Annotated in this window: 24 protein-coding genes and 1 rRNA gene; 6 read left to right on the top strand and 19 right to left on the bottom strand. The window is 64.7% G+C overall.

Translation table 11 applies throughout. From position 1 onward, the window contains the following. Window positions 1-168 precede the first annotated feature (168 nt). The gene (locus HK353_RS16365; protein ID WP_173157904.1) at window positions 169-2,718 is read left to right on the top strand and encodes a UvrD-helicase domain-containing protein; all 2,550 of its coding nucleotides are present in this window, start codon (window positions 169-171) and stop codon (window positions 2,716-2,718) included. 188 nt (window positions 2,719-2,906) lie between these two features. On the opposite strand, the gene HK353_RS16360 is transcribed toward HK353_RS16365, so the two are convergent. From HK353_RS16360 to purN, 4 genes are all read right to left on the bottom strand, one after another. Continuing rightward, window positions 2,907-3,089 carry an antitoxin gene (locus tag HK353_RS16360; protein ID WP_173157902.1) on the bottom strand — a complete coding sequence of 61 codons (183 nt, stop codon included), beginning with the start codon at window positions 3,087-3,089 and terminating at the stop codon, window positions 2,907-2,909. Between the two features lie 136 nt (window positions 3,090-3,225). Beyond that, window positions 3,226-3,567, bottom strand: a complete 342-nt coding sequence (locus HK353_RS16355; RefSeq protein ID WP_173157900.1) for a DUF3017 domain-containing protein — start codon at window positions 3,565-3,567, stop codon at window positions 3,226-3,228. 1 nt (window position 3,568) lies between these two features. Further along, window positions 3,569-5,113 carry a bifunctional phosphoribosylaminoimidazolecarboxamide formyltransferase/IMP cyclohydrolase gene (gene purH / locus HK353_RS16350; RefSeq protein ID WP_173157898.1) on the bottom strand — a complete coding sequence of 515 codons (1,545 nt, stop codon included), beginning with the start codon at window positions 5,111-5,113 and terminating at the stop codon, window positions 3,569-3,571. Between the two features lie 48 nt (window positions 5,114-5,161). Further along, complete coding sequence (gene purN / locus HK353_RS16345; protein ID WP_173157896.1) at window positions 5,162-5,785, bottom strand: phosphoribosylglycinamide formyltransferase; 624 nt, start codon at window positions 5,783-5,785, stop codon at window positions 5,162-5,164. A gap of 102 nt (window positions 5,786-5,887) precedes the next feature. Here purN and HK353_RS16340 point away from each other — a divergent pair, with 102 nt between their 5' ends. Further along, window positions 5,888-6,340 carry a hypothetical protein gene (locus HK353_RS16340; RefSeq protein ID WP_101545186.1) on the top strand — a complete coding sequence of 151 codons (453 nt, stop codon included), beginning with the start codon at window positions 5,888-5,890 and terminating at the stop codon, window positions 6,338-6,340. A gap of 137 nt (window positions 6,341-6,477) precedes the next feature. Here HK353_RS16340 and HK353_RS16335 read toward each other — a convergent pair whose 3' ends face one another. Further along, window positions 6,478-7,815, bottom strand: a complete 1,338-nt coding sequence (locus HK353_RS16335; protein ID WP_173157894.1) for a cell division protein PerM — start codon at window positions 7,813-7,815, stop codon at window positions 6,478-6,480. Window positions 7,816-7,930: 115 nt separating this feature from the next. On the opposite strand from HK353_RS16335, the gene HK353_RS16330 reads away from it, so the two are divergent. Further along, window positions 7,931-9,742, top strand: coding sequence for a hypothetical protein (locus HK353_RS16330; RefSeq protein ID WP_173157892.1), 1,812 nt, complete (start codon window positions 7,931-7,933; stop codon window positions 9,740-9,742). A gap of 137 nt (window positions 9,743-9,879) precedes the next feature. On the opposite strand, the gene HK353_RS16325 is transcribed toward HK353_RS16330, so the two are convergent. The 10 genes from HK353_RS16325 to clpS form a co-directional block, all read right to left on the bottom strand. Next, window positions 9,880-11,298 carry an amidase gene (locus HK353_RS16325; protein WP_173157890.1) on the bottom strand — a complete coding sequence of 473 codons (1,419 nt, stop codon included), beginning with the start codon at window positions 11,296-11,298 and terminating at the stop codon, window positions 9,880-9,882. A gap of 49 nt (window positions 11,299-11,347) precedes the next feature. Beyond that, window positions 11,348-13,234 carry a dipeptide ABC transporter ATP-binding protein gene (locus HK353_RS16320; protein WP_217278548.1) on the bottom strand — a complete coding sequence of 629 codons (1,887 nt, stop codon included), beginning with the start codon at window positions 13,232-13,234 and terminating at the stop codon, window positions 11,348-11,350. After that, entirely contained in the window at window positions 13,185-14,138 is a 954-nt protein-coding gene (locus HK353_RS16315; RefSeq protein WP_173157886.1) for an ABC transporter permease, read from the bottom strand. The genes HK353_RS16320 and HK353_RS16315 overlap by 50 nt, the downstream gene beginning before the upstream one ends. Then, the gene (locus HK353_RS16310) at window positions 14,135-15,082 is read right to left on the bottom strand and encodes an ABC transporter permease (protein WP_173157884.1); all 948 of its coding nucleotides are present in this window, start codon (window positions 15,080-15,082) and stop codon (window positions 14,135-14,137) included. The genes HK353_RS16315 and HK353_RS16310 overlap by 4 nt, the downstream gene beginning before the upstream one ends. 12 nt (window positions 15,083-15,094) lie before the next feature. Next, window positions 15,095-16,600: an ABC transporter substrate-binding protein gene (locus HK353_RS16305; protein ID WP_173157882.1), complete on the bottom strand. Its 1,506-nt coding sequence runs from the start codon at window positions 16,598-16,600 to the stop codon at window positions 15,095-15,097. Between the two features lie 126 nt (window positions 16,601-16,726). Then, a complete protein-coding gene (gene rdgB, locus HK353_RS16300; protein ID WP_173157879.1) occupies window positions 16,727-17,332 on the bottom strand; it encodes an RdgB/HAM1 family non-canonical purine NTP pyrophosphatase in 606 nt (201 codons plus the stop codon). Then, entirely contained in the window at window positions 17,329-18,102 is a 774-nt protein-coding gene (rph, locus tag HK353_RS16295) for a ribonuclease PH (RefSeq protein ID WP_217278547.1), read from the bottom strand. Before rph ends, rdgB begins: the two co-directional genes overlap by 4 nt. A gap of 7 nt (window positions 18,103-18,109) precedes the next feature. Next, the gene (locus tag HK353_RS16290; RefSeq protein WP_173157877.1) at window positions 18,110-18,931 is read right to left on the bottom strand and encodes an MBL fold metallo-hydrolase; all 822 of its coding nucleotides are present in this window, start codon (window positions 18,929-18,931) and stop codon (window positions 18,110-18,112) included. After that, window positions 18,928-19,506 (bottom strand): DUF2017 family protein, encoded by a 579-nt coding sequence (locus HK353_RS16285; protein WP_173157875.1) that lies wholly within the window; start codon window positions 19,504-19,506, stop codon window positions 18,928-18,930. Before HK353_RS16285 ends, HK353_RS16290 begins: the two co-directional genes overlap by 4 nt. Before the next feature lie 3 nt (window positions 19,507-19,509). Further along, window positions 19,510-19,815 carry an ATP-dependent Clp protease adapter ClpS gene (gene clpS, locus HK353_RS16280; RefSeq protein WP_173157873.1) on the bottom strand — a complete coding sequence of 102 codons (306 nt, stop codon included), beginning with the start codon at window positions 19,813-19,815 and terminating at the stop codon, window positions 19,510-19,512. Between the two features lie 52 nt (window positions 19,816-19,867). Between clpS and HK353_RS16275 the strand changes: the two genes are divergently transcribed. Further along, window positions 19,868-21,187: a nicotinate phosphoribosyltransferase gene (locus tag HK353_RS16275; protein WP_173157871.1), complete on the top strand. Its 1,320-nt coding sequence runs from the start codon at window positions 19,868-19,870 to the stop codon at window positions 21,185-21,187. A gap of 185 nt (window positions 21,188-21,372) precedes the next feature. Here HK353_RS16275 and HK353_RS16270 read toward each other — a convergent pair whose 3' ends face one another. Both HK353_RS16270 and HK353_RS16265 read right to left on the bottom strand, forming a co-directional pair. Next, window positions 21,373-23,166 (bottom strand): DEAD/DEAH box helicase, encoded by a 1,794-nt coding sequence (locus HK353_RS16270; protein WP_139469693.1) that lies wholly within the window; start codon window positions 23,164-23,166, stop codon window positions 21,373-21,375. Then, window positions 23,167-23,421 carry a DUF3039 domain-containing protein gene (locus HK353_RS16265; protein WP_035320920.1) on the bottom strand — a complete coding sequence of 85 codons (255 nt, stop codon included), beginning with the start codon at window positions 23,419-23,421 and terminating at the stop codon, window positions 23,167-23,169. 31 nt (window positions 23,422-23,452) lie between these two features. On the opposite strand from HK353_RS16265, the gene HK353_RS16260 reads away from it, so the two are divergent. Beyond that, window positions 23,453-23,968 (top strand): flavin reductase family protein, encoded by a 516-nt coding sequence (locus tag HK353_RS16260; protein WP_173157869.1) that lies wholly within the window; start codon window positions 23,453-23,455, stop codon window positions 23,966-23,968. A 279-nt stretch (window positions 23,969-24,247) separates the two neighbouring features. On the opposite strand, the gene gdhA is transcribed toward HK353_RS16260, so the two are convergent. Further along, window positions 24,248-25,594, bottom strand: a complete 1,347-nt coding sequence (gene gdhA / locus HK353_RS16255) for an NADP-specific glutamate dehydrogenase (RefSeq protein ID WP_173157867.1) — start codon at window positions 25,592-25,594, stop codon at window positions 24,248-24,250. 257 nt (window positions 25,595-25,851) lie between these two features. Between gdhA and HK353_RS16250 the strand changes: the two genes are divergently transcribed. Then, a complete protein-coding gene (locus tag HK353_RS16250; protein WP_245396102.1) occupies window positions 25,852-26,211 on the top strand; it encodes a hypothetical protein in 360 nt (119 codons plus the stop codon). Between the two features lie 149 nt (window positions 26,212-26,360). Here HK353_RS16250 and rrf read toward each other — a convergent pair. Further along, window positions 26,361-26,466: ribosomal RNA gene (gene rrf, locus HK353_RS16245) — 5S ribosomal RNA — on the bottom strand; the annotation flags it as partial.

Genomic DNA, 26,466 nt, shown 5'->3' with positions numbered 1-26,466 from the left:
TCCCGACGAGGACATCGTTCGAGTCAGTAGTTCTGAGGGTCATGATGATCAATGGGACGGTCAGTTCCTACTCTGCCAGCCAGTCCCAGACCAGCCACCATCAATACTCACAGTAGTTCTGAGGGGTGTGAGCTCGTGTCTGAGGCTGACGGTATCCTTGGGGGCGACATGACTGCTGCAGCTGAACACACCGACCATGCCGCCGGCGCCGACTCCCGAGCGGCCGAACTCCTCACCGGACTCAACCCCAGGCAGCGCGAGGCCGTGATCCATACGGGGTCCCCGCTGCTCATCGTCGCCGGAGCAGGATCGGGCAAGACGACCGTGCTCACCCGACGCATCGCCTACGCCTTGGCCACCGGTCGCGCCCACCCCGGCGAAGTCCTGGCGATCACGTTCACGAACAAGGCTGCGAAAGAGATGGCCGAACGCGTGTCCTCGATCGTCGGCCCTGCCTCCCGCGCCATGTGGGTCTCGACCTTCCACTCCTCGTGTGTGCGCATCCTCCGCCGCGAGGCGAAGGTGCTGGGCATGAAGTCGAATTTCACGATCTACGACGCCCAGGATGCCCAGCGACTCGTCGCCCAGATCCTCAAGGAGCTCGGCCTCGACACGAAGAAGTACGCCCCACGGGCCATCCTGCACCGGATCTCGAACCTCAAGAACGAACTGCAGACCCCCGACGACTTCATCCCGCGGCCCAACAATCCCGCCGATGAGGTGCTCGCCGATGTCTTCAAGCGCTACACCTCCCGTCTGCGCCTGGCCAATGCCTTCGACTTCGACGACCTCATCGCGGAGACCGTCCACCTCTTCGGCGCCTTCCCCGAGGTGGCCGATTCCTACCGTCGCCGGTTCCGCCATATCCTCGTTGACGAGTACCAGGACACGAACCCCGCACAGTATGCGCTGATCAAGGCCCTGGCCGGTGCCGGAGCAGGAGGGCCGACCGGTGCCGAACTCACCGTCGTCGGCGACGCCGACCAGTCGATCTATGCCTTCCGCGGCGCCACGGTGCGCAACATCGTCGAATTCGAGAAGGACTTCCCGAACGCTGACACCATTCTGTTGGAGCAGAACTACCGGTCGACCCAGAACATCCTCGACGCCGCCAATGCCGTGATCGCGAACAACGACGACCGCCGCGAGAAGAAGCTGTGGACCTCGGAGGGTTCCGGCGAGCAGATCGTCGGCTGGGTGGCCGAGAACGAACAAGGTGAAGCCCGGTTCATCGTCGACCGCATCGATGACCTCATCGACGAGGAGAAGTACACCTATGGTGACTTCGCCGTGTTCTACCGCACGAACGCTCAGTCGCGCGCCATCGAAGATGCCCTGGTCCGTTCCGGAATCCCGTACAAGGTCGTCGGCGGCACCCGCTTCTATGAGCGCAAGGAGATCAAGGACGCCCTCGCTTACCTGCGTGTCGTCGCCAACCCCGATGACGACGTCAATCTGCGCCGCATCCTCAATGTGCCCAAACGCTCCATCGGCGACCGCACCGAGGGCATCATCGCCGACTTCGCCGACCGGGAGAACATCAGCTTCTTCACCGCACTGGGACGCCTCGACGAGATCCCGCACCTGAGCTCGCGCGCCCTGACCTCGGTGCAGAAGTTCTACGATCTCATGCAGGATCTGCGCTCCACCGCCGAGTCGTCCCCGCTCTCCCGCGTCATCGAGGCGATCCTCGAACAGTCCGATTACCTCGAATCGCTGCAGAAGAGCACCGATCCGCAGGACGAGTCCCGTGTCGACAACCTCGCCGAACTCGTCGCCGTGGCCGAGGATTTCGTCGCCACTCGGGAGGCTGCCGCGGTCGCGGAACCGGACACCCCGGATGACAGCGACACAGTCAACGGCACCGTCACCGAGGCGACTGCCGCCCCTGATGCGACCGGGGCAGGAACCGAAACCGCCGCCGAGGGGGCCGACCCCGACGTCGATGACGCCGGTTTCGCTGACGCCTCCACTGCACCGGGCGTCGGCTCGGCGGCCATCGATCAGTTCCTCGAACAGGTGGCTCTGGCCTCGGACACTGATCAGATCCCCGATGCCGAACTCGGTCAGGTCACGCTGATGACTCTGCACACGGCCAAGGGACTGGAGTTCCCGGTGGTCTTCCTCACCGGGCTCGAAGACGGAGGATTCCCGCATTCGCGTTCCTTCGAGAATCCGCAGGAGCTGTCGGAGGAGCGACGTCTGGCGTATGTCGGGCTCACGCGTGCACGGCAGCGTCTGCTCGTCACTCGCGCCGAGACCCGGAGCATGTGGGGTCAGCCTCAGTACAATCCGCCGAGCCGGTTCCTGTCCGAGATCCCGGAGAACCTCATCAATTGGGAGAACACGGGCAGCTTCTCCGGCGGGTTCGCTTCGGGCGGATTCAGTTCCGGAGGTTTCGGCTCCGGCGGCTATTCGTCCGGATACTCGGGAGGGTCACGCGGCTTCGGGTCATCACGGTCGTCCGGCGGCAGCTCCCGCTCGCGCTCGAGTGCAAGTTCGTCGACTCCGGTCGCCGGATTCCCAAATCGGATCCGACCCAATCGTGAGGTCATCTCCGTGGAGGTCGGCGAGAAGGTCTCGCATGAGTCTTTCGGGCTCGGCACCGTCACCGAAGTCAACGGTGTCGGAGACAAGACCGTGGCCGTCGTCGACTTCGGTTCAGCCGGGTCGAAGCGGCTGCTGCTGCGCTACGCCCCGATCGAAAAGCTCAGCTGAGGCGACGGCTTGGTGGGTGCACGGCTGGACCGTGCACCCACCGCGCTCAGTCGTTCGCTCGCGCCGCGATGCCGCTCGTCCCCCGATAGCTGGTGTCGACTGACGCTCGCCAGAACACAAGAAAGCGCCGAGGAGAATCACATTCTCCTCGGCGGTCATCCATGCCGGACGCGGCTATGGATTAAAGATCATTCGTTGCCGAGCTTGTCATCGGCTCCGTCGCGACCCTGATTGATCTGGTCTTCGAACTTTCCACCGGTGACATTGTTGGCTGCGTCCGAGGCCTTGTCCAGGCCCTGGTCGCTGATCTCTTCACCCTTATCGCTATTCGAGGCGTCCTTGGCTTTGTTAGTAAGATCGTCGAGTCCCATGCTGTCTCCTTTCGTCGGAAAAGGTTCGAAGCGAACCTCTGACGCCACTCACCTTGCCATTGTTGTCGACGTGACGACACCTGCACGTCCCATTTTTCAGCGAATGCACATAAAGGACTTCGCAGAGACCGGTTCATCAGCGGGTCAGCGGTACGAGGAACGCAAGCCCGACGAGCAGTCCGGCGAACAGCAGACAGGTCGTGATGTCGACGGCCTTCGACCGATTCGCCCACACTTCGGTCCACGGCGGCGGCAGCGCACGGAACCCGGCGAGACCGGCGGGGACGACCGCGAGGACGACAGCACCGAGGCGGAAATCGATGACGGAGCACGCCGCGGCGACGGCGACGGCCAGGAGACAGCCGAGCAGCACCCAGTCACGCCGGGTGGGATGCGCGTATCGCCGTTTCCAGTAGATCCATCGCTTCGCGATCGGTCCTCTCCCCCGCCGTGCGTGGCGAGGGAGAGGTCGCTTCATCTCAGTGGAAGAAATGGCGGCTCCCGGTCAGGTACATCGTGATCCCTGCCGCCTCCGCGGCCGCGATGACCTCATCGTCGCGGATCGATCCACCGGGCTGCACCACGGCGGTGACTCCTGCGTCGATGAGGATCTGCAGACCGTCGGGGAACGGGAAGAAGGCGTCCGAGGCAGCGACGGCACCGGTGGCGCGTTCGGCTCCGGCACGCTCGACAGCGAGTTTGGCCGAGTCGACGCGGTTGACCTGGCCCATGCCCACACCCACCGAGGCTCCGCCCTTGGCGAGCAGGATCGCGTTGGATTTCACAGCCCGTCCGGCCGTCCACGCGAATTCGAGATCCGCGAGGACCTCGGGTGCAGCTGCCGGACCAGCGGCCAGCGTCCAGTTCTCGACGGAGTCGCCGTCCGCTTGGAAGGCGTCGCGGTCCTGCACGAGGAACCCACCGCTGATCGGCTTGATCTCGTCAGTGGGCACATCGATGTCGCCGAGTTCGAGCAGTCGCAGGTTCTTCTTCGTCGTGAGGATCTCAAGTGCCTCGGCGCTGAACGACGGAGCGGCCAGGCATTCTGTGAAGATCGGCTTGATCGATGCTGCGAGCTCTGCGTCGACCTCGCGGTTCGTGGCGATGACACCGCCGTAGGCCGACAGCGGATCGCATTCGTGGGCGGCCTTGTGCGCTGCGGCAGCGGTCTCGCCGACGGCGATTCCGCAGGGGTTCGCGTGCTTGATGATGGCGACGGCCGGCTGCTCGAAGTCAAATGCCGCGCGGATCGCGGCATCGGTGTCCGTGTAGTTGTTGTACGACATCGCCTTGCCGCCGAGCAGTTTCGCACCGGCGATTCCGGCGGTGCCGTCGGAGTACACGGCGGCGGCCTGGTGCGGGTTCTCTCCGTAGCGCAGGTCAGCGATCTTCTCTCCGGTGAGGCCGGCGAATGCGGCCTTCTCATCGGTGCCGAGTTCTGAGGCGAACCAGGAGGCGACGGCCGCGTCGTAGGCCGCAGTGTGGGCGAAGGCGCGGGCGGCGAAGGTGCGGCGGGCATCGAGGTCGAAGCCGTTCCCGGCAGCTGCGTCGAGCACGGCCGAGTAGTCGGCCGGATCGGTCACGACGGTGACCGTGGGGTGGTTCTTCGCCGCTGCACGCACCATCGAGGGTCCGCCGATGTCGATCTGTTCGATGCAGTCATCGAAGCCGGCTCCGCTCGCGACGGTGTCGGCGAACGGGTAGAGGTTGACGACGACGAGGTCGAAGGGTTCGATCTCGAGTTCGGACAGCTGTTCCAGGTGCTCAGGCTTGCGGGAGTCGGCGAGGATGCCGGCGTGGACGCGCGGGTGGAGGGTCTTGACCCGCCCTTCGAGGCATTCGGGGAACCCGGTGAGGTCTTCGACCTTCGTCACCGCGGCTCCCGCCTCGGCGATCTTCGCTGCCGTGGATCCGGTCGACACGATCTGGACTCCGGCAGCGTGGAGGCCGCGAGCCAGGTCCTCCAGCCCGGTCTTGTCGTAGACGCTGATCAGCGCTCTCTTGATCGCGCGGGTTCCTGTCACAGATCCTCCTCGAGGTTCGGTTGCCGGTCGGTTCTTCTCACGGCGGGGTCAGTGGGCGGTCATCGCCGAAGCGACATATCCGTAGACATGTCGACCGTCGACGACGAGGTCGGTGTGGGCCAGATGTGCCAGCAGGCGCACGAGTTCTTCGCGTTCCCGGGCTTTGATGTTCTCGTGCACTGTCTCCTCGGTGTCGTCATCGCCGATGGGCACCGCGTATTGAGTGATGATCGGTCCGGTGTCGACTCCGGTGTCGACGAGGTGGATGGTTCCGCCGGTCAGCTTCACCCCGTGGGCGAGCGCGTCGCGGACCCCGTGTGCGCCCGGGAAAGACGGCAGCAGAGCCGGGTGGGTGTTGATGATCCGGGACGGGAAAGCCTCGACGAAGCTGGGACCGAGGATGCGCATGAAACCGGCGGAGACCACCCAGTCCGGGGCGAGCTCGGCCACTGTGTCTTTCAGTGCCAGGTTCCACTCGTCGCGGTCGGTGAAGTCCTTGGGCCGGACGACGAAGGAGGGAATCTCGTGCTGTTCGGCTCGGGTCAGGACCCCTGCGGTGGCCGAGTCGGCCCCGATGGCGACGATGTCGACTCCGCGGGTCCCGTCGGCGAAAGCGTCGATGACGGACTGCGTGAGGGTACCGGATCCTGATGCCAGAAGAACGATGCGCACCCGCACAGTCTAACGTCTGCTGCACATGGACGATGCCCTGCTGTCATCGTGCGGACACGGCCCGCCGAGGCATTTGTCAGTCGACTGTGAGAAACTGATCCGGTGACGTCACCGCAGAATACCGAAGAGAAGAAGGCGCCGACTCCCGAAGAGGAGGCACAGGCCGCACCGGCACGACACGGGCTCGTCCTGATACTGCTGATCCTCGCCTCCGTGCTGACGTTCACGTATCAGCTGCCGTTCAAGCTCGCCGCCATCGGCTTCGCCATCGCTGCCGTCGTCTGGTCGGTGAAGTACATCGTCGCCGTCGTCAAGACCAAGCAGCGCCGGAATATGTCCTTGGGCATCCTCGGCGGTCTGCTCAGCATCTACCTCATCTTCTCGACGATGTCCTCGGTCATCCTGTGGCCGGTGCAGTCGAAGTACGAGGAATGTCTGCGTGATGCGATCACGCAGCAGGCGCAGCTCTCATGCTCGAGTGAGTATCAGTCGGGTCTGGGTGACTGGTTCAAGCAGGTCACCGGCCAGGATCTCGACCTGCCCGGCACCAAGTGATCCACGGGGCCACGGTCCAGGTCATCCAGCGCTGATCCCCTCACCGAGGATGTCCTCGGTTCACGCCTGACCCGTCACCGGTCAACGTCTGCCCCCTCGCCGAGGCGGCCCACCCATCACCGAGGCGGCGCCCTCGTCTACCGCGGTTCGTCCTCGTCGACGATGTCGTCGGCGACCGGTTCCGCGTTGTCCTCATCGAACGCATCCGCTGTGCGGTCCTCTTCGAACGCGCCCGCTGTGCCATCCTCGTAGTCGTCGGCGTCCTCTTCGTCATCCTCGGCGAATTCGGAATACTCCGTGTGCAGGCCGGAGAGTCTGATCAGCAGAAGGCCGGCGGTCATTCCCACACCGATCCACCCCGTGATCGCCAACGCCGACGTCAATGCCGAGGGGCCGAACCCGGACAGACCCAGCGGACCCAAGGCCCCACCGGCGAACAGTGCGAGCACCTCGAGGGCGACGAACAGAATCCCGATCGCAACCCCCAGTCCCAACCACGACTGTGCGGCGATGTCGCGGGCTCGGTCGCGGCCGAGGATGACGCACAGCAGGCCGAGCAGCACGAGAAGTGCCGGTGCGGCCGCCGTCCACGCCGGATAGTCACCTTCCAGCAGCTGCAATACGTGCACATCGGGCACGGGTGCCATAGAGGAGGTGAATGCAGAGCTCGTCCCGGCCCCGCCGATGCTCACTCCCGTCCCGGCGGACCACGACAGGGCCGAGTAGACGATGCTCGGGGCGAAGAGCGCCTGAACGACGATGAGGCCGATGCCTGCGGCGACCGGCGAGCTGTAGACCTGCACGGTGTCGGCGACATCGCTCCAGCGGATCACGATTCCGACGACGAGCACGATCGCACCGAGTGCCGCAGCGGCCCACAGCAGTCGGCGCGTGAGTCCGACAGAGACGTTCCAGGTGTCGTCGGCGATCACGGCCAGTCCGGGAATGTCACCAATTCCTCGCACCCGAATGAAGGCCCACGCCACAGCCGTGACGAGGAAGAGGAAGAGCCGAAGGAATCCGACCGGAGTCACCGTGGCCTGGCCGACCAGGACCGACACGACGAGCAGAGGACCGGCGTAGGCCACGACGAACGTGCCCAGAGCTGTCCCCATGAGCGCCCACCATCCGCCGGGATCTTCGTCGCTCTCGGTCGGGCTGTCCGCTGCCGTGCCGCGGACGACTCGTTTGGCCCCCGTTGCCACCAGCAGCCACAGGCCGACGGTGACGAGGCTCGGCGCCAGCGAGAAGTCGAATCCGAGGGTCGAGACACTCAGCCCCGACACCGTCGCCCACAGTGCGAACGCCCATTCGGGAATCGCCGAGTACGGCAGCTGCGAGCCGAGCCCGATGATCCAGAAGGCGATGGCGACGACGAATCCAGCGGGGACGACGATGAGGTCGATCTTCACGACTTCCATGAGAGCTGCGAAGATCGTCCGACGGTAGGGCTGAGGGTGAGGAGAAGTGTGCATCAGGACCATTTTCGCCTAACCCGGCTCGGCTTCCCGGTATTGACCGCGCGATTCCCTGCTCCGGGAAGTACAATTGCGCCAGGACAGGCTTGTACACGCAAAGGATGACCCCACGATGAGCAACGGGAACGATCACCCCAACTTCCCGCCACCACCCAGCGAGCCTCCGGAGAACGGCGGGCCGAAGCCCGAGTCGGAGCCGCCGGCGGATGGGGGACGTCCGGATTTGGTCTCCGATGACGCCCCCACCGCAACCGACGGGCCGGCTCAGTCCGGCAGCGGTTCGTCGGTACCCGATGACCAGGCACCGCCCTTGGGAGCTGCGGGCAACGATGCGCCGGAACGACCGACGGTCGCTCCGGCTGCTTCTCAGCAGAACGAACCGCCTCAGTATTCGGGTCCCGGCGCCCAGAACGATCAGTCCTTCAACTCCGGCCAGCAGGGCGGAGCGAATGGTCAGGGCGGCCCACAGTCGGGTCCCTATCCCGGCGCCCCGTCTCCGAGTGACCAGCCTCAGAACGGGCAGTATCCGAACAACCAGTACCACAGCCCGCAGCAGCCGAACGGCGGCTACCCGGGGGCTCAATCGCAAGGCGCTCAGCCGCAGGGCAGCCAGCAGCCAGGCGGCCAGTATTCGAATACGGCATATCCGGGGGCGTCGAATCAGCCCCCATACCCCGGCGCCCAGAACCAGCCGGGCCAGTACAACTCCGCCCAGAACCAGTCCGGGCAGTACCAGACGGGGTCGGGTCCGAACGCCCAACAGACCGGATCCGGTCCGTCGCAGGCGATTCCGCAGCCGGCACCGGCACCGGGTTTCGCCGGCGGTCAGAGCACCGCGACGCGTGCCGAGAGTCGCCCCGATAAGAAGAAGAGCAAGCTTCCGCTCTTCATCACCCTCGGCGCGGTCGCACTTGTCATCATCCTCGTCCTCGTCGGGTTCTTCGTCATCGGCAGCGTGAACAAGAACAAGTACGGACCCGACAAGGTCGCCGAGGACTACGTCGAAGCCCTGAACAAGGGTGATTTCGCAGCCGCGGAGAAGATCGCCCCCTCGACACGGCCTGAGGGCACGAACCTCGATCTGCTGCAGAAGGAATTCACCGATTCCTCATCGGCGAAGATCGAGAAGGCCAAGGTCGAATCGTCGAAGACCGATGGGGACAAAGGCACCGTCGTCGTGTCCTACGAGCTCGACGGCAGCCCCTACAATGTGGAGCTCGCCGCGACGAAGGACGGCAAACAGGACCTGTTCTTCGACAAGTGGACGATGAAGGGCCCCGACCTCAACGTCATCTCCCTCGATATTCCCGCTGCCGACGGTCTCGCCGTCAACGGCAAGGACTACAAGGCGAAGTCCGGCACCACGTCGTTCGCTGTCTACCCCGGCAGCTACGACTTCACGATTCCGAAGAGCAAGTGGATCTCCGAGGCTTCCGATACGGCCAAGGTGAACTTCCCGAAGGCCTTCGCCCCCGGCGGACAGCCGAACAAGGGTCAGGTGTCCCCCACCACCCTCAACCTCGATCTGTCCCCGACCGGCGCCTTCGACAAAGAAGTTCAGAAACAGGTCGAGAAGGAGCTCAAGAAGTGCTTCGACAACAAGAGCATCGAGCCGAAGTGCGACTTCATCAAGTACGACCCGACCGAGATCCCCGTCGGCGGTTCGGACAAGAAACTCGATGATCTGGCGAAGAAGAACACCGCCAAGTGGGACATGAAGGAGATGCCGAAGGTGAAGGCCAGCTTCGGTGCCGGAGACACGAACACCGGCTCGTTCTTCACCGAGAAGCCCGGCAAGTTCAACTTCTCCGTCGACGGCAAGAGGGCCGGCTCCTCGTACTTCTCCAACGGCAACTCGCTGTCGGTGTCCGGAAGCGTGAAGATCGACGGAGACAAGCTTTCGGTCGAATTCTTCGACTTCTGATCCCAGGGTCCACCGCCGACACGGTGCACCTCACCTCCCCGAGGTGAGACACCCACCGTCACCGAGGCGACGTTCAAGTCACAGCGGGCCTGTGACGACCGATTCCCGGTCGTCAAAGGCCCGCTGTCGTCGTTCTCTCAGACTCCGACCGACCGAGTCGGCAGCTCGAGGTCGGCCGCGGCTTCGAACCAGGCACCGGCGGCCATGACGAGTTCGTCGGCGAACCGTCGTCCGGCGATCTGCACTCCGATGGTCCGACCGTCGTCCATGGATCCGGCCAGCACCGTCGCCGCTGGCTGTTCTGACATGTTGAACGGCATGGTAAACCCGATATGCCCCATCGGTTCGTGCACCTGCGGGTACGGCATCGGCTGCTCGGCCGGGAATGCCGCGTCCGGAGCTGTCGGCGAGATGACCAGGTCGAACTCGGCAGTTGCTTCGACCGTCCGCCGCCGGATCTCCTGAACGCTGTGATAGCAGCGCATCAGGTCGACTCCGCTGGTATCGGCTCCGTCCTGTGCCCACTGCTGGATATAAGGCAGGATGAGCGCCTGTTCGTCGACAGGCAGCGCCTTGAGGTCGGCCCACGACCGGACCCGCCAGAACAGATCCATGTCGCGGAGGAGATCATCGTCGATGAAAGGATCGACCGTGACGATTTCTGCACCGGCCGCAGAGAACCTCTCGGCCGCCTCGGTGACGGCCGAGCGCACCTGCGCCGCTGCGGTGACCCCGCACCCGGCGTCGAGCTGCACGCCGATGCGCAGTCCCCGCGGGTCGAAGGCTCCAGCCGAGTCGCTGCCCGGCAGAGACTGCGCATCATCGGCGGCGAAGCGCGGCAGCCGCGAATAGTCGCGATCGTCCGGGGCGGAGATGATGTCCATGGCGGCTTTGACATCGGCCATCGTCCGCGCCAGCGGTCCCGCGCATCTGCCCAGGTAGGGGGCATCGAGCGGCACGCGGCCGAAGCTGGGCTTGAGCCCGGCCAGACCGAGCCACGTGCATGGCAGGCGGATGGATCCGCCGATGTCGGAGCCGATGTGGATGGGTCCGTATCCGGCGGCTGCCGCGGCTCCGGCTCCGGCGCTCGACCCTCCGGTCGTCAGGCTCGGGTCCAGCGGTGAACGGGTGATTCCGTGCAGAGAGGACACTCCTGAGGAGAGCATTCCCCAGTCGGGCATCGTCGTCGACCCGAGGATGACGGCTCCGGCTTCTTCGAGACGCTCGGTGATCGGGGCATCGTGGCCGGCCACCGGCATCTCCACCCAGGCGTGGCCGCTGGGCAGCGGAACCCCGCGGCGGGCGATGTTCTCTTTGATCGTCACGGGCACCCCGTCGAGGTCGCTCAGCGGTCGTCCCTCTCGCCAGCGTGCTGCGCTGGCAGCGGCGGCGTCCCGGGAGCGTTCGTCGTCGCGGTGGAACAGGGCGTTGATGGCCGGTTCGCAGTCGTCCATGCGGTCGACGACCGCGGAGTGCACCTCGACCGGATCGAAGTCCCCGCCGGCGAATCCGGCTGCCATTTCGGCCGCACTGCGGTCGGCAAGCGATGTGGTCATATGCTGCCCTTTCTCTCGATGGTTCGTCGCGTCCCGCCCGCGAGCCGGTCTATCCGGCGAGCGCTTCGGCCAGGCTCGGGGTGGCGGCGATGAGGCGCCGCGTGTACTCCTCCTGCGGGTTCGCGTAGATGTCCTCCGTCGCACCCGATTCGACGATCTGTCCGGCTCTCATGACGATGACCTCGGAGCACAGGTGTTTGACGACGCCGAGGTCGTGGGAGACGAAGAGGAGAGTCAGCGCGTACTCGTCGACGAGGTCGGTGAGCAGGTTGAGGACCTGCGCACGCACCGAGACGTCGAGGGCGGAGACCGGTTCGTCGGCGACGAGGATCTGCGGTCTGGTCACGAGGGCCCGGGCGATCGAGATGCGCTGTCGCTGCCCGCCGGAGAACTGGTGCGGGTACCGGCGCAGGGAGTCCGCGTCGAGGTCGACGGCGGCGATCATCTCCTCGACTCGTGCTGCGCGTTCGTCCTTGTCGACTCCGGCGGCGATGAGCGGTTCGGCGACGATATCGGCGATGCGCATCCGTGGGTCGAGCGAGGCGAACGGATCCTGGAACACGATCTGCAGGTTCTCGCGCAGGCGGCGCAGAGCCTGTGAGCTCGCGGCCTCGACTCGGATGTCGCCGACTCGCACATGCCCGGTCGTCGGTCGGTCGAGGCCGGAGAGGATGTTCAGCAGCGTTGACTTCCCCGAACCCGACTCCCCCACGATGCCCAGGCGGGCTCCGGCCGCGACGCTGAAGTCGATCCCGCCCAGGGCGGTGACGTCCGATCGTCTGCGACCGAAGAGTCCGCGTCCGCGGAAGATCCGGGTGACGTCCGAGACTTCGATGAGCGGAGCCGATTCCCTCACCGAGGGGGTTCGGTGGTCATCCCTCACCGAGGCACCCCTGACCCCGTCCCCCGCCGAGGCGGTCCTGACGCTGTCTTCGTCCGTCGACTCCGCGACGGACGTGCCGGTGTGCTCCGGTCGGGTCGAGGTCTGCGGTTCGTCGCGCAGATCCTCCGGCTCCCCCACATCGGCCGTGGTCTCTGCTTCGCCGATCTGCGGCCCCGAGTAGGCGAGCGCGGTCTTGAGCGTGAAGAGTCGGCCGCGGTCGTCTGTGGCTTCGAGATCCGAGGATGCCAGGAGCCCTCGCGTGTACTCGTGCTTGGGTGCGGTGAAGATCTCGTCGACGCTGCCGGTCTCGACGATGCGGCCGCGATACATGACGATGACCCGATCGCAGACTCCGGCGACGACCGCGAGGTCGTGAGTGATGAACAGCAGTCCAGCCTCCACCGCCGAGACCCTCTCGGCGATGAGGTCGAGCATATGCTTCTGCACGGTGACGTCGAGGGCGGTGGTGGGCTCGTCGCAGATGAGCAGCCTGGGCGAATTGGCCAGAGCGATCGCGAGCATGACCCGCTGCCGCTGCCCGCCCGACAGCTGGTGCGGGTAGGCGAACCGGGCGCTGTCAGGGTCGGGCATGTGGACGTCGCGGAGCAGTTCGCGCACACGCGTCGGAATCTGCCCCCGCGGCGCCTTGCCGTGGAGGCGCAGCACTTCGGCGATCTGATCGCCGATGCGCATGAGCGGGTTGAGTGCGCTCATGGGTTCCTGGAACACCATGGACACGATGTCCGAGCGCAGCCCGGCCAGGGTCTTCTCGTTCGCCTCGAGCAGGTTCCCGGAATGCCCCTGCAGGCGCACCTGGCCACGGGCGTGCAGCTCTTCGGGCAGCAGACCCATCACGGATTGGGCGGTCAGCGATTTCCCCGACCCGGATTCGCCGATGAGTCCGACCCGCTCGCCCGGCGCCAGGCTGAGGCTGACATCGTGGAGCACCGGAGCGTCCGCTCCGGCAGGGGTGATGGTGAGGTCACGGACCTCGAGCAGATTCTCAGGCACCTCGCGCCTCCATCTTCGGGTCGAACCGGTCGCGCAGCCCATCGCCCAAGAGATTGAATCCGAGCACCGCGAGTGCAATGAACACTCCCGGCCACAGAGCGAGCTCGGGGTGGGTGGACAGGTACTGCTGGGACTCCTGCAGCATCCGGCCCCACGACGGAGTCGGGGCCTGGGTGCCGAGTCCGAGGAAGGACAGCCCCGCCTCGGCGAGGACGGAGATCGCGAACGCCACGGACGCCTGGACGATGACCATTCCGGCGATGTTCGGCAGCACGTGGACGACGGCGATGGCCGGGATCCGACGGTTCGAAGCTCGCGCGGCGCGGACGTATTCGGAGCCCAGCACTTGCAGCGTTCCGGAGCGTGCGACGCGCGCGAAGCCGGGGATCGCGGCGATGCCGACGGCGACCATAGCCGGTCCCGTCCCCGGCGAGTAGACGGCGGCGAAGATGATCGCCAGCAGCAGCGCGGGGAAGGCCAACAGGATGTCGTTGGCCCGCATGATCACCGCATCGAGCCACATTCCCCACGGCTGTTTCGCGAAGAAGGCGGAGATGATTCCGATCGGTGTGCCGATGAGCAGGGCGATGCCGACGGCGACGACCCCGACGAGCAGCGTGATTCGTGCCCCGACCATCACCCAGGTCAGCGTGTCCCGTCCGAAGGTGTCGGTGCCGAACGGGTGGGTGAGGCTGCCGCTCTGCAATCGGGCGGCGGGGTCGATCGTGGTCGGGTCGTACGGGGTCCACACGAAGGAGATGAGAGCGAGTCCGACGATGAGCACGACGAGGCCCGCGCCGATGATCATCGATGCGTTCGCCCGCCGTCCGCTCCTGCGGGACCGGCCCGGCCCGATCTTCACCGAGGCGGACGTGTCTGTCGCGTCTAGAGCGACGGGATCGACGTAGTCGCTGGGGCTCTGGGCACCGGTCGGGGTCGGGTTCATGCGGCGTTCCTGATCCGGGGGTCGACGATGGGCACGAGGATGTCGACGATGAGGTTGATGATGAGCACGAGCAGGACGAGGACCATGACTATGCCCTGCACCGCTACTAGGTCACGGTTGGCGACGGCGCGGACGAGCTCGGAGCCGATTCCCGGCAGAACGAAGATCTGCTCGATGATCACGGCCCCGACCAGCAGGGTGGCCAGTTGGACTCCGGCGACGGTGATGACGGGAATCGCCGCATTGCGCAGTCCGTGCGCGAACAGCGCCTTCGTCTTGGTCAGTCCCTTGGCGCGGGCGGTGCGGATATAGTCTTCCCGCATCACATCGAGCACGGCGGATCGGACGTAGCGGGTGAGGATCGCAGCCTGCACGAGCGCCAGCGACACGACCGGCAGGACGAGGCGGAGCAGGAAGCCCCCGAGGCCCTCGATCGGAGCCATCCAGCCTTGGGACGGGAACCATCCGAGGGTCAGAGAGAAGATGATGACGAGGATGATCGCGGCCAGGAAGTTCGGGATCGCGATGCCGACCTGGCTGATCGCCGAGATCGTCACCCCGATCCAGTTGCGCTGCTCGAGAGCGGCGAAGGTGCCCAGGGGCACGGCGATGACGATAGATACGGCGATGGCGGCGATGACGAGGATCGCCGTGACCTGGACGCTGTCGACGATGACGGGAGTGATCTCGGCACCGGTGACGTAGGAGGTGCCGAAGTCTCCGGTGAGCATTCCTCCCATCCAGTCGAAGTACCGGATGAGAGGTGGCCGATCAAGCCCGTATTGGGCTTCGAGCGACGCTACTGCCTCCGGGGTGGCGTTCGTTCCCAGCGCCACCTGTGCCGCATTGCCCGGCAGCAGGCTCATCAGGGCGAAGATCACCACCGAGGCGACGACGAGGGACAGCGCGAACTGGATCGCGCGGTTGATTGCGTAGGTGAGCATCGACGTGCGCAGTCAGGACCAGCTGAGGTCGGCGACCTTGAATGCGTCGGAGACGCGGTTGGCAGGTATCCCCTCGACTCCGGACTTGGCGATGACGAGATTCGGGAACAGGAACAGGAAGTCCGAGGCAGCATCCTCGGTGATCGTCCGCGCGATCTTCTTCATTCCCGAGATGTACTCGTCTTCGGTTCCGGTATCGGCTTTGTCTGCCAGCTCCTTGATCGTCGAATCGTCGTAGCCGATGTAGTAGTCCTTCGAGAACACGGTGAGGATGTCGCGCGGTTCGGCATGGTTGATCACCGACATGTCGTAATCGTGTTCGGTGAAGGTCTTGTCCAACCACACGGCTGGGAACTCCTGAGTCGAGATCTTCGCCTTCAGTCCGACCTCTTCGAGCTGCGCGGAGACGATCTCGGAGATCGCCTTCGCGTACGGCAGGTTCGGCACGGTGAAGGCGAATTCCTCGCCCTTGATCCCGGCTTCGTCGATGAGCTGCTTGGCCTTCTTCGGATCGTACTTCCACACCCCGGTGAGGTCTTCGTAGTACGGGTCGGTCGGGGGCACCATCGAGCCGATGAGCTCGCCGTAGCCCGCCCAGGCCGTGTCGAGGACGGCCTTGCGGTCGATCGCGTGCATCACGGCTTGACGGGCCTTCTTGTCTTTGAAAATGCCCTCGGCGTTGTTCATCGACAGCACGACTTCGCCGTTCGTGGTGCCGGAGACGATCTGATAGTTGTCGCCTTGGAACTCTCCGGCCAGTTCGGGTGCCTGGAGGTTGGAGACGAGGTCGATCTCTCCGGACTTCAGGGCGTTCGAGGCCGAAACCGCGTCCTTGAAGTATTTGAACTGGACCGAGTTCAGGGACGGTTTCTCGCCCCAGTAGTCGTCGCGAGCGGCGAAGTCGATGGACTGCCCGCGTGTGAACTTCTCGATCGCGAAGGGACCGGTGCCGATGGCTTCGTTCGCCAGGTCGTCGGTGCCTTCGGTGTCGAAGACGGCCCCGACGAGGCTGGTGAGGTTGAACAGCCAGGTGTTCGACGGCTTCTTCAGTTCGATCGTGACGGTGGAGTCGTCCGGGGTTTCGATGGACTCGACGATGTCCATCTTCGACTTCAGCGCGTTCTTCCAGTCCTTCTGCACTCGCTCATAGGAGTACTTGACGTCTTCGCTGGTGAAGTCCGCACCATTGGAGAACTTCACACCGTCCTGGAGTTCGAAGGTGTAGGTCTTGCGGTCATCGGACAGTGTCCAGTCCTTGGCCAGTGCGGGCTGGATCTCCCCCTCGCCGTCCAGGCGGACGAGTGATTCGTAGACGTTCTCCATCAGCGCTTCGGGAATGGCGACTCCCGAGGTGGAGGTGAAGTCGAGGTTGACCGGTTCGGCGGTGAAGGCGATGGTCATCGAGTCCTTCTTCTGCGCATCGCCTCCGGCGTCGGAGGCTCCGGCTGAACAGCCTGTGATCAGCAGGCTCGTGGCGGCCGCTGCCGCCACCCACGTCATGATGCGCGGAGTCTTCATTGTTCTCCTCGATTTCGCCGACCACGAAGAGGGTCGTTCGCCAACACTCAAGCATTGTCAGTGTATCCGAAGTTCTCAGCTGGTGAGGCGGCTGTGTTCAGATGCTGAGCGTCTCGAGCAGGTGTTTCAGAGATTCGGCTCGTCGGCGAGAATCGCGGCCAGAGCGTCGAAGGCGAACCGGCGGTGGGAGCGTGAGTTCTTCTCCTCAGGTGTCATCTCGGCGGCACTGAGTTCGGAACCCTCGGGCACGAAGATCGGGTCATATCCGAAGCCGTTCTCACCCTTGGGTTCGGTGGCCAGGCGCCCGGGCATGACTCCTTCGGCGGTGAACTCGCGACCGTCGGCGGTCACGGCGGCCGCCGCGCAGCGGAACTGCGCTGCGCGGTGTTCGGCTGCGATGTCGCCCAGCTGAGCGAGCAGGAGTTCGAGGTTTGCACGGTCGTCTCCGTGCCGGCCTGACCAGCGAGCGGAGAAGATGCCCGGTGCACCGCCGAGCACGTCGACGCTGATTCCCGAGTCGTCGGCGATGGCGGTGTGTCCTGTCGCAGCGGCCGCGGCACGCGCCTTGATGAGCGCGTTCTCGGTGAACGTGACTCCGGTTTCGGCGACATCGCTGACTCCCGCCTCGGCGGCGGTGAGCACCTGGGTGTCGGCGCCGAGGACGGGTCCGAGAATGGTCAGCAGCTCTCGCTTCTTGCCCTCGTTGTGAGTGGCCAGGACGAAGGTCGTCATCCGGCGAGCACTTCGGACTGGATGCGGGTGAGTTCGGTGCACCCGTGGCCGGCGAGGTCGAGCAGTTTGCCGAGCTCATCTCGGTCAAACGGTGCACCCTCGGCGGTGCCCTGGACTTCGATGAACTTTCCGGACCCGGTCATGACGACGTTCATGTCCGTCTCGGCGCGGGAGTCCTCGACGTACGGCAGGTCCAGGAGGGGCTCTCCGTCGATGATGCCGACGCTGACGGCCGCCACTGAGTCGATGAGCGGCTGGTGGGCGGCGGGGATCAGCCCGGTCGAGCGCCCTTTGTCGATGGCCTTCGCCAGCGCAACGTAGGCACCAGTGATCGAGGCGGTGCGGGTGCCGCCGTCGGCCTGGAGGACGTCACAGTCGAGGACGAGGGTGTTCTCTCCGAGCTTGTCCATGTCGATGACGGCGCGCAGGCTGCGACCGATGAGACGGGAGATCTCGTGAGTGCGTCCGCCCTGCTTGCCCTTGACCGACTCGCGGGTGCTGCGGGAGTCGGTGGCGCGCGGGAGCATGGCGTATTCGGCAGTGACCCAGCCGCGGCCCTGGCCCTTGAGCCAACGCGGCACGCCTTCGGTCAGCGAGGCCGCGCAGAGGACGCGGGTGTTGCCGAATTCCACGAGCGCGGATCCTTCGGCGGTGTTGATCCAGTCCGGAGTGATCCGGACTTCACGGAGTTCGTCTGCTGCTCGGCCGTCTGCTCGCACTGTCTGCCTCTTTCGTCTCGGTAGTGATGTCTGGTGGTCGTCGGCGATCATCGCCGGTTCACACGGTCCAGGTGCCTCCGGGCTTCGCCAGCTCGATGGGTCCACGGTACTCCCCGGCCGCCTCACCGCGAACGATGGAGCAGTCTGTCCAGACCGGGATATGGGTGAGCACGAGCCCGGACGCCGCGGCGTTCTGCGCCACCCGGCCGGCGCGCTTGCCGGTGAGGTGGATGCCGCGCGCAGTGTCGCGGTCTTCCTGGAAAGCGGCTTCGCAGAGGAAGAGGTCGGCGTCCTTCGCCGCTGCGACGAGGTTGTCGCACTCATCGCTGTCGCCCGAATACGTGATGACCTTGCCGGCCGCATCCGTGATCCGCAGCGCGTAGGCCTCGACGGGGTGGTCGACGAGGAAGGATTCGATGGTCAGGGAGCCGATCTGGTGACGACTGCCGTGGTCGATGTCGGTGAACTCGAAGGCGTGGTCGAAGTCCGAGTCGTCTCCCCCGTTGGCCACCGGGGACTTTCCGGGATCCGTGTAATAGGCCCGGGACAGGCGTTCCTTCGCACCGGCCGGTGCGAACACCGGAGTGCGCGTGCGGATCGTTCCGGTGTCGGAGATGTCGCCGTTGAAGAACTTCGGGTCGAAGCAGTGTTTGACGTAGAGGCCGGTCATGTCCATGCAGTGATCTGGATGGAGGTGGCTGAGCACGATTCCGGAGAGACGATCGGTGTCGATCGTCTCCTGCAGGGGGCTGAGCGCACCGGAGCCGAGGTCGAGGATGATGCGAGTGGGTGTGTCCTCATCGGTTTCGATGAGGTAGCAGCTGGCGAGGGCACCGCGTCCCGGGAAGGAGCCTGCGGTGCCGATTGCGGTGAGTCTCATATCTCGTCATCCCCTTGCGTCTGGTCGAGCAAGGTCGTTGTCAGTCGGTCCTGAATCCACGTCAGGAAGTCGTACAGGGTCAGGGTGAGGTCTTCGGATTCGGAGAGGTCCTCACGGTGGGCGTACTTCTCTTCCTGCGCCTCCTCGGTGTCGATCCCGAGGCGGACGGCGAGGACGAGTCGCAGATCGTTGAGGCCCTTCATCCAGGCGAGTACCTCGTCCCGTGTCAGGGAGATGTCATTGCCCTTGCTCAGTCCCAGCAGCACGATGCGCACATTGTGTGCTTTGGCCTGTTTGAGATCGAACTCGGTGAGGCGGCGGAACTCTGCTGATCGCTCGTCGTCTTCGGGATCGACGTCGGGCAGCAGCCGCAGCAGCGCCGGGTCCTCCGGACGGGGACGGTCGACGAGTCCGAGCCGCGCTTCCCAGTTCTCCGAGTCCGGACGGTCGTCATCGCCGTCACTGTCTTCGGCCAGCAGAGCCGCGAGATCGGTGAACACCGTGAGCATGAGCGAGCGTTCGTTGTCTTGCAGGGTGAGGACGACGTCGTCCCCTCGTGCGTCGATAGCGGCCATGTGTCAGTCGGATCCTGAATCGGGTTGGCACGCGGCCCACAGGCCGTACTCGTGCATCGCTTGGGTGTCTCGTTCCATGGCTTCACGGCCTCCGGTGGCAACGACGGAGCGCCCGTTCTCATGGACTTCGAGCATGAGTGAGTGGGCTTTCTCCTCGGAGTAGCCGAAGTAGGTCTGGAACACGAAACTGACATAGCTCATGAGGTTGACCGGGTCATTGAAGACCACGGTCCGCCAGGGCTTGGCCAGGTTCTCGGAGGGTCGGACGTCGACATCCGGCTCCAGGACTGGTGTCGTTGGGTTGCTCACGTTTCCACCATACGGCAGAACACTGACGCTGTCGTGACGTAAGATCGCGCCTATGAGTGATCTCACACGGACCGATTCGACGGCTTTCTTCACGGATCAGTACGAATTGACGATGGTGCAGGCGGCCCTGGAATCCGGTGCCGCTCACCGGAAGAGCCTCTTCGAGGTGTTCGGCCGCAGTCTTCCCGCAGGTCGCCGATACGGTGTCGTCGCCGGCACCGGTCGGATCCTCGAGATGATCCGCGATTTCCGCTTCGACGATGCCGAACTCTCGTTCCTCAGCAGGGAGAACATCGTCGACAAGCGCACCATCGACTGGTTGGCTGACTATCGGTTCTCCGGCAATATCCGCGGCTATGCAGAAGGTGAGATCTACTTCCCCGGCTCACCGCTGCTGACGATCGAATCGACGTTCGCCGAGGGTGTCATCTTGGAGACGCTCATCCTGTCGGCGATGAACTATGACTCCGCAGTCGCCTCGGCGGCGTCCCGCATGGCTCAGGCGGCCGGCGATCGGCCCTGCGCGGAGATGGGCGGGCGACGCACGAACGAGCATGCGGCCGTGGCAGCGGCTCGGGCCGCGGTCATCGGCGGCTTCGCCTCGACGTCGAACCTGGCGGCCGGCCTGCAGTACGGTCTGCGCACGATCGGCACCTCGGCCCACTCGTTCACTCTCCTCCACGATTCCGAGCGAGAGGCCTTCGCCGCTCAGCTGAAGTCGCTGGGCACCGATACGACTCTGCTCCTGGACACCTATGACGTCGAGGAGGCACTGACCACGGCGATCGAGCTGGCCGGGCCGAACCTCGGCGGAGTGCGCATCGATTCCGGTGATCTCATCGAACAGGCCAGTGAGGTTCGCGAGAGCCTTGACCGCCTCGGCGCCCGTGATACGACGATCACCGTCACGAGCGATCTCGATGAGTATGCGATCGCCGCATTGGCCGCCTCCCCCGTCGACTCCTACGGTGTCGGCACGCGGGTGGTCACTGGTTCGGGTGCCCCGGCCGCCGGGCTGGTGTACAAGCTCGTGGCTCGTGCCGATGAGGCCGGCGAGTGGACCTCGGTGGCCAAGAACTCCTCCGGCAAGCCTTCGCGCGGCGGACACAAGGAGGCGCTGCGCCTCATCGACGGCCCGATCGCCGTAGAAGAAGCCGTCGGCATTCCGAGCCTGCCCAATGACCTCGGCGAAGGACGTCGGCTCAGCGTCGATCTCGTTGTCGACGGTGAAGTCGATGAGTCGTTCATCGGTGCGGCAGGCGTGAAGAGGGCCTGCGCCCGACATGACGAGTCCTTGGCAGAGCTGCCGCGTTCGGCCAGGCGCCTGCAGGACGGCGAGCCCGCCATTCCCACCGTGTTCTACTCCGCCTGATCCCCAGCGGCGGACTTCGCCCGCAGCCGCGGATTCCAATGCAGGTTCACTGGTCCTGAACGGATTCGCCCGTTCCGAGTCCGGCCCACCTCGAATCGACGAAGCCGCCGAGGCAGACGCACTGTCTGCCTCGGCGGCTTCGTCGGCCTCATGCCGACAGGGTCTCCCCTGCCGACATCCGGTGCTCACTTCTTGCCGACGAACCAGCCCTGCAGCTTCTTGATCCGAGCCTGGATCTGCTCCCGCGTGGCTTGGGCGACGGCAGGTCCCCCGCATGCCTTGCGCAGTTCGACGTGGACGTTCTGGTGCGGCGTTCCGGTGCGTCTGGACCAAGCGCCGACGAGGCTCTGGAGCTGGTTGCGCTCTTCCTTCATCGCTCGGTGCTCGAGTTCGCTCGTCTCTGTCTCAGGGGCCGGCGGAGCAGCCGCTGTTTTGCGCTTCGCCTGCCGGGCCTGCTGAGTGCTCAGCAGCTCACGCACCTGATCGGGTTCGAGCAGGCCGGGGATGCCGATGAAGTCGAGTTCGTCCTCGGAGCCGATGGCTCCGCCGGTGCCGAATTCACCGCCGTCGTAGAGGACACGGTCGAACAGGGCTTCGGCGCCGAGCGCTTCGAAGGAGCCGAGCTGGTCCGACGAGGCGCCCTCGTTGCGGTTCGCCTGCTCCATGGCCTGATCGTCGAAGACGACGACATCGTTCTCGTCCTCGTTCTTCGGGCGATCGAGGGCATGGTCTCGTTCGGCTTCCATCGAGTTCGCCAGGGCCAGCAGCACGGGCACCGAGGGCAGGAACACCGAGGCGGTCTCGCCGCGTTTGCGGGCACGCACGAAGCGCCCGATGGCCTGCGCGAAGAACAGCGGCGTCGACGAGGAGGTCGCGTAGACGCCGACACACAGTCGGGGAACGTCGACGCCTTCGGAGACCATCCGCACGGCGACCATCCACCGGTCGGTGGAGTTCTGGAACTGTTCGATCCGTTCCGAGGCTCCCGCCTCGTCGGAGAGCACAACGGTCGGCTTCTCACCGGTGATCTCGTGCAGTCGTTTGGCGTAGGCTCGGGCCGCCTCCTGGTCGGTGGCGATGACGAGGCCGCCGGCATCGTGGACGGTGCGTCGGACTTCGGTCAATCGCATATCTGCGGCCTTGAGGACCGCCGGGATCCAGTCGCCCTTCGGGTCGAGGGCCGTGCGCCAGGCCTGCGAGTTGATGTCCTTCGTCGTCTCCTCGCCCAGGACGTGCGACATTTCGTCGCCTGCCTTAGTCCGCCAGGTCATGGCGCCGGCGTACGCGAGGAAGAGGACGGGGCGGACGACGGAGTCCTTGAGCGCTCGACCGTAGCCGTAGGAATAGTCCGCCACCGAGGTGCGGATGCCGTTCTCGTCGGGTGCGTAGGTGACGAACGGGATCGGTGAGGTGTCGGAACGGAACGGTGTTCCGGTCAGGGACAGCCGACGGACCGCGGGGCCGAAGGCCTCTCGCACGGCATCGCCCCACGAGAGGGCGTCGCCTCCGTGGTGGACCTCGTCGAGGATGACCAGAGTGCGGCCGGCGGCCGTCCGGTTGTGGTGGAGCACGGGTTTGGCAGCGACCTGCGCATAGGTCAGAGCCACGCCGTGGTAGCCGGGTGCGTGCTTGCCCTGGGAGTTCTTGAAGTGCGGGTCGAGCTTGATGCCCACGCGTGCAGCCGAGTCAGCCCACTGCACCTTGAGGTGTTCGGTGGGAGCGACGACTGTGACACGGTTGACGACTCGCTGGGCCAGCAGTTCGGCCGCCAGCCGCAGAGCGAAGGTTGTCTTCCCTGCTCCTGGGGTCGCGACCGCGAGGAAGTCCTTGGGCTGCTTCTGGAAGTAGAGTTCGAGAGCCTCAGCCTGCCAGGCACGCAGCTTTCCCGCCGTTCCCCACGCTGCGCGCTCGGGGAATGCCGGTGGAAGCTGTTCTGCCGCGGAGGTCCCTGGTGCTGTTGGGAGACGATCCGCGGACATCTACTCCTGCGGTCCTTCGGACATCGTCTCGTAGATCTCTTTGCACTTGGGACAGATCGGGAACCGCTCGGGGTCGCGCGTGGGCACCCACACCTTTCCGCACAAGGCGATCAGCGGAGTCCCGGTCACCATGGACTCCATGATCTTGTCCTTGGGCGCGTAGTGGCTGAAGCGCTCGTGGTCGCCGGGCTCGACTAGCTGCTCGGACTGCTCGCGCTCGATCGTTGCTGAACCGCCTGAAGCTGGAATGGTCATGGCTCCATTGTAGTTCCCTAGAATGAGTGTCATGGACCAGGCCTACGACGATTCCCTCACAGAACGCTACCGCGAGCTCAGCGATGACATCGCCGCGGCGGTCGCCGTGGTCTCTGCCACCCGCGGCAGCGCCCTGCATGCGATCACCGTCGATTCGTTTCTCGACGTGTCGTACGATCCCCCGACGATGGCGGTCAGCGTCTATTCCGGCTCTCGGATGATGGAGACTCTGGAGACGAGTTCTCACTTCGCCATCTCGCTGCTCAATTCCGATCAGCGAGACATCTCCGAACGCCTCGGAGCTTCGGGCCAACCACTGTACGGATCGCTCAAAGGCATCGACACTTTTCCCGCCCCACACGCCGGACAGCCGGTGCTCACCGAGGCGATCGCCTGGTTCGAGCTCAAGCTTACGAAGGTTCTCGAGGTCGCAACGCACAACCTCGTCGTCGGTGAAGTGGTCTCCATGGGTGCGGGTGCCGATGCGTCGACGAGTCGTCCCCTGCTGCGTTGGCGTAAGGGATACGGAACCATCGGACAGCGCTGACCATCTCGTCTGGCTCTGACCGGTTCCCAGGCACGAGCCCACCCAGCACGATCGACACGAACTGACAGGCAAGACACGGCTATTGGGGTCGACCGCGCGCTCACAGGATACGACAGAGGCCCTGCTCCGAATCGACGACTTCATGGAGAAGATCGTCGGTCCTGAGCAGGGCCTGTCCTGTGGTTTAGGCCGTCAGCCTCGACTGCCAGCCCTGATCGCAGCCGGCCTGTCGGCCGTACACCGGCGGTCTGGTCGCCCGACCGCCGGTGGATCAGACGATCAGACGACCCCCTGGGCGAGCATCGCCTCGGAGACGCGGATGAAGCCTGCGATATTGGCGCCGGCGACGTAGTCTCCGGGCTGGCCGAACTCATCGGCCGCAGCCGCGCAGCTGTCGTGGACATCGCCCATGATCTCGGCCAGGCGTGCCTCGGTGAAGTCGAAGTCCCACGAGTCGCGGCTGGCGTTCTGCTGCATTTCGAGCGCACTGGTCGCGACACCGCCGGCGTTTGCGGCCTTGCCGGGGGCGAAGAGGACGCCGGCCTCGGAGAAGATCTTCACGGCTTCCGGCGTGCAGGGCATATTCGCGCCCTCGGCGAGGGCGATGACTCCGTTCTTGACCAGAGTCGCAGCCGAGTCTCCGTCGAGCTCGTTCTGAGTCGCACATGGCAGTGCGACGTCAACCTCGACGTCCCAGACGTTTCCGCCCTCGTGGTAGGTCGCGCGTCCCCCGCGCTGCTCCACGTATTCGGAGATGCGTCCCCGCTCTTCGAACTTGATGCGCTTGACGAGTTGGGTGTCGATTCCGTCCGGGTCATGGATGAAGCCGGCCGAGTCGGACATCGTGATGACGGTGCCGCCGAAGGCCGTGACCTTCTCTGCGGCGAACACAGCGACATTTCCCGATCCGGAGATCGAGACAGTGCTACCGTCGATGTTCTTCTTCGCGGCGGCGAGCATGTCCTTGAGGAAGTACACGACGCCGAAGCCGGTGGCTTCGGTGCGGACCATGGAACCGCCGTAGGACAGGCCCTTGCCGGTGAGCACACCTGCTTCGTAGGAGTTCGTCATGCGCTTGTACTGGCCGAAGAGGTAGCCGATCTCCCGACCACCGACGCCGATGTCACCTGCGGGCACATCGCGGTATTCACCGATGTGTCGGTACAGCTCGGTCATGAACGACTGGCAGAACCGCATGACTTCGCGGTCGCTGCGGCCCTTCGGATCGAAGTCGGATCCGCCTTTGCCGCCGCCGATGGGCAGGCCGGTGATGGCGTTCTTGAAGATCTGCTCGAAGCCGAGGAATTTGACGATGCCGAGGTTCACCGAGGGGTGGAATCGCAGTCCGCCCTTGTAGGGGCCGAGTGCCGAGTTGAACTGCACGCGGAAGGCGCGGTTGATCTGCACGACTCCGGAATCATCGATCCAGGGGACCCGGAAGATGATCTGGCGTTCGGGCTCGCAGAGCCGCTCGAGCGCGGAGAGTTCCAGGTATTCGGGGTGCTTGTCCACGACGGGGCCCAAGGAATAGAGAACTTCCTGTACCGCTTGGTGAAACTCCGACTCTCCAGGGTTACGTTGGAGCACTGTGTCGAAGATTGGCTGCAGTGATGGATGTAGACTCATGCGCACAAACATACCGTGACCCGTATAACAACAATCCAAGCGACCAGATAATGGACAGCGTTGTCCGGTCACTCCAAGTGGGATATAAGGCTTCCGCGCAGTTATAGGGCCCCTGAACAGGAAAGAATAGGCACAAGGCAAATGGACATCTCGGAGATCTGGCCGCCTTTCGCACTTCATCTGCAATCAGATGATATGGAGCTCTCGCCCGTAAGAGAAGCCGATATTCCGAACCCGCAGAGGTCGCGCGAGGCGGAGTGAGACGTGACGGAATCGAAGCGTTCCTCGTCAATTGGGATTCGGGCACCGATGAGCAGGTAGCACGGAGCCTCGCTCAGTACCACTGGTCCACTCGAGCGAACCTCACCGCAGATGAATGGACGATCGAGTTCACGGTCAGGGTCAATGGCAGGGCCATCGGAGTTCAGGGTGTGAACGGGCATCGGTTTCCACTGACGAGGACAGTTAATGGCGATCGCAGCGTCGTCGGACAGAACGGCACAGTCCTGACCGAACACCACATGGCGCTCCGCTCCGAGGACTATGTCCACACGGGCCGCGACCTCCAAGTCACCGGCGCCGACGCCTTCCGAACCTTCCTCACAATTACTACCTGACGGGGGCCCAGCAACCCCGCGCCAGGTAGCAATACCCCCGTCAGGTAGTAACAAGCACACACATCGCACCCACACGCGAATGCACCGGTTCGTGAATACAGTAATGGCCCCGCCCAAAAACTGGACGAGGCCATCACCCTTAAAAAATATTGCGGCAGTCACTTACTCTCCCACAACCACCAAGTTGCAGTACCATCAGCGCGAATGGGCTTAGCTACCGGGATCGGAACGGTTAACCGGGCGTTTCCCCACCAC

Origin of the sequence: Brevibacterium permense (genome assembly GCF_013280495.1) — a bacterium.
GTDB classification, from domain to species: domain Bacteria; phylum Actinomycetota; class Actinomycetes; order Actinomycetales; family Brevibacteriaceae; genus Brevibacterium; species Brevibacterium permense.
Note: the sequence above shows the minus strand (reverse complement) of the source record. Positions and strands in the feature narration are given on the sequence as shown.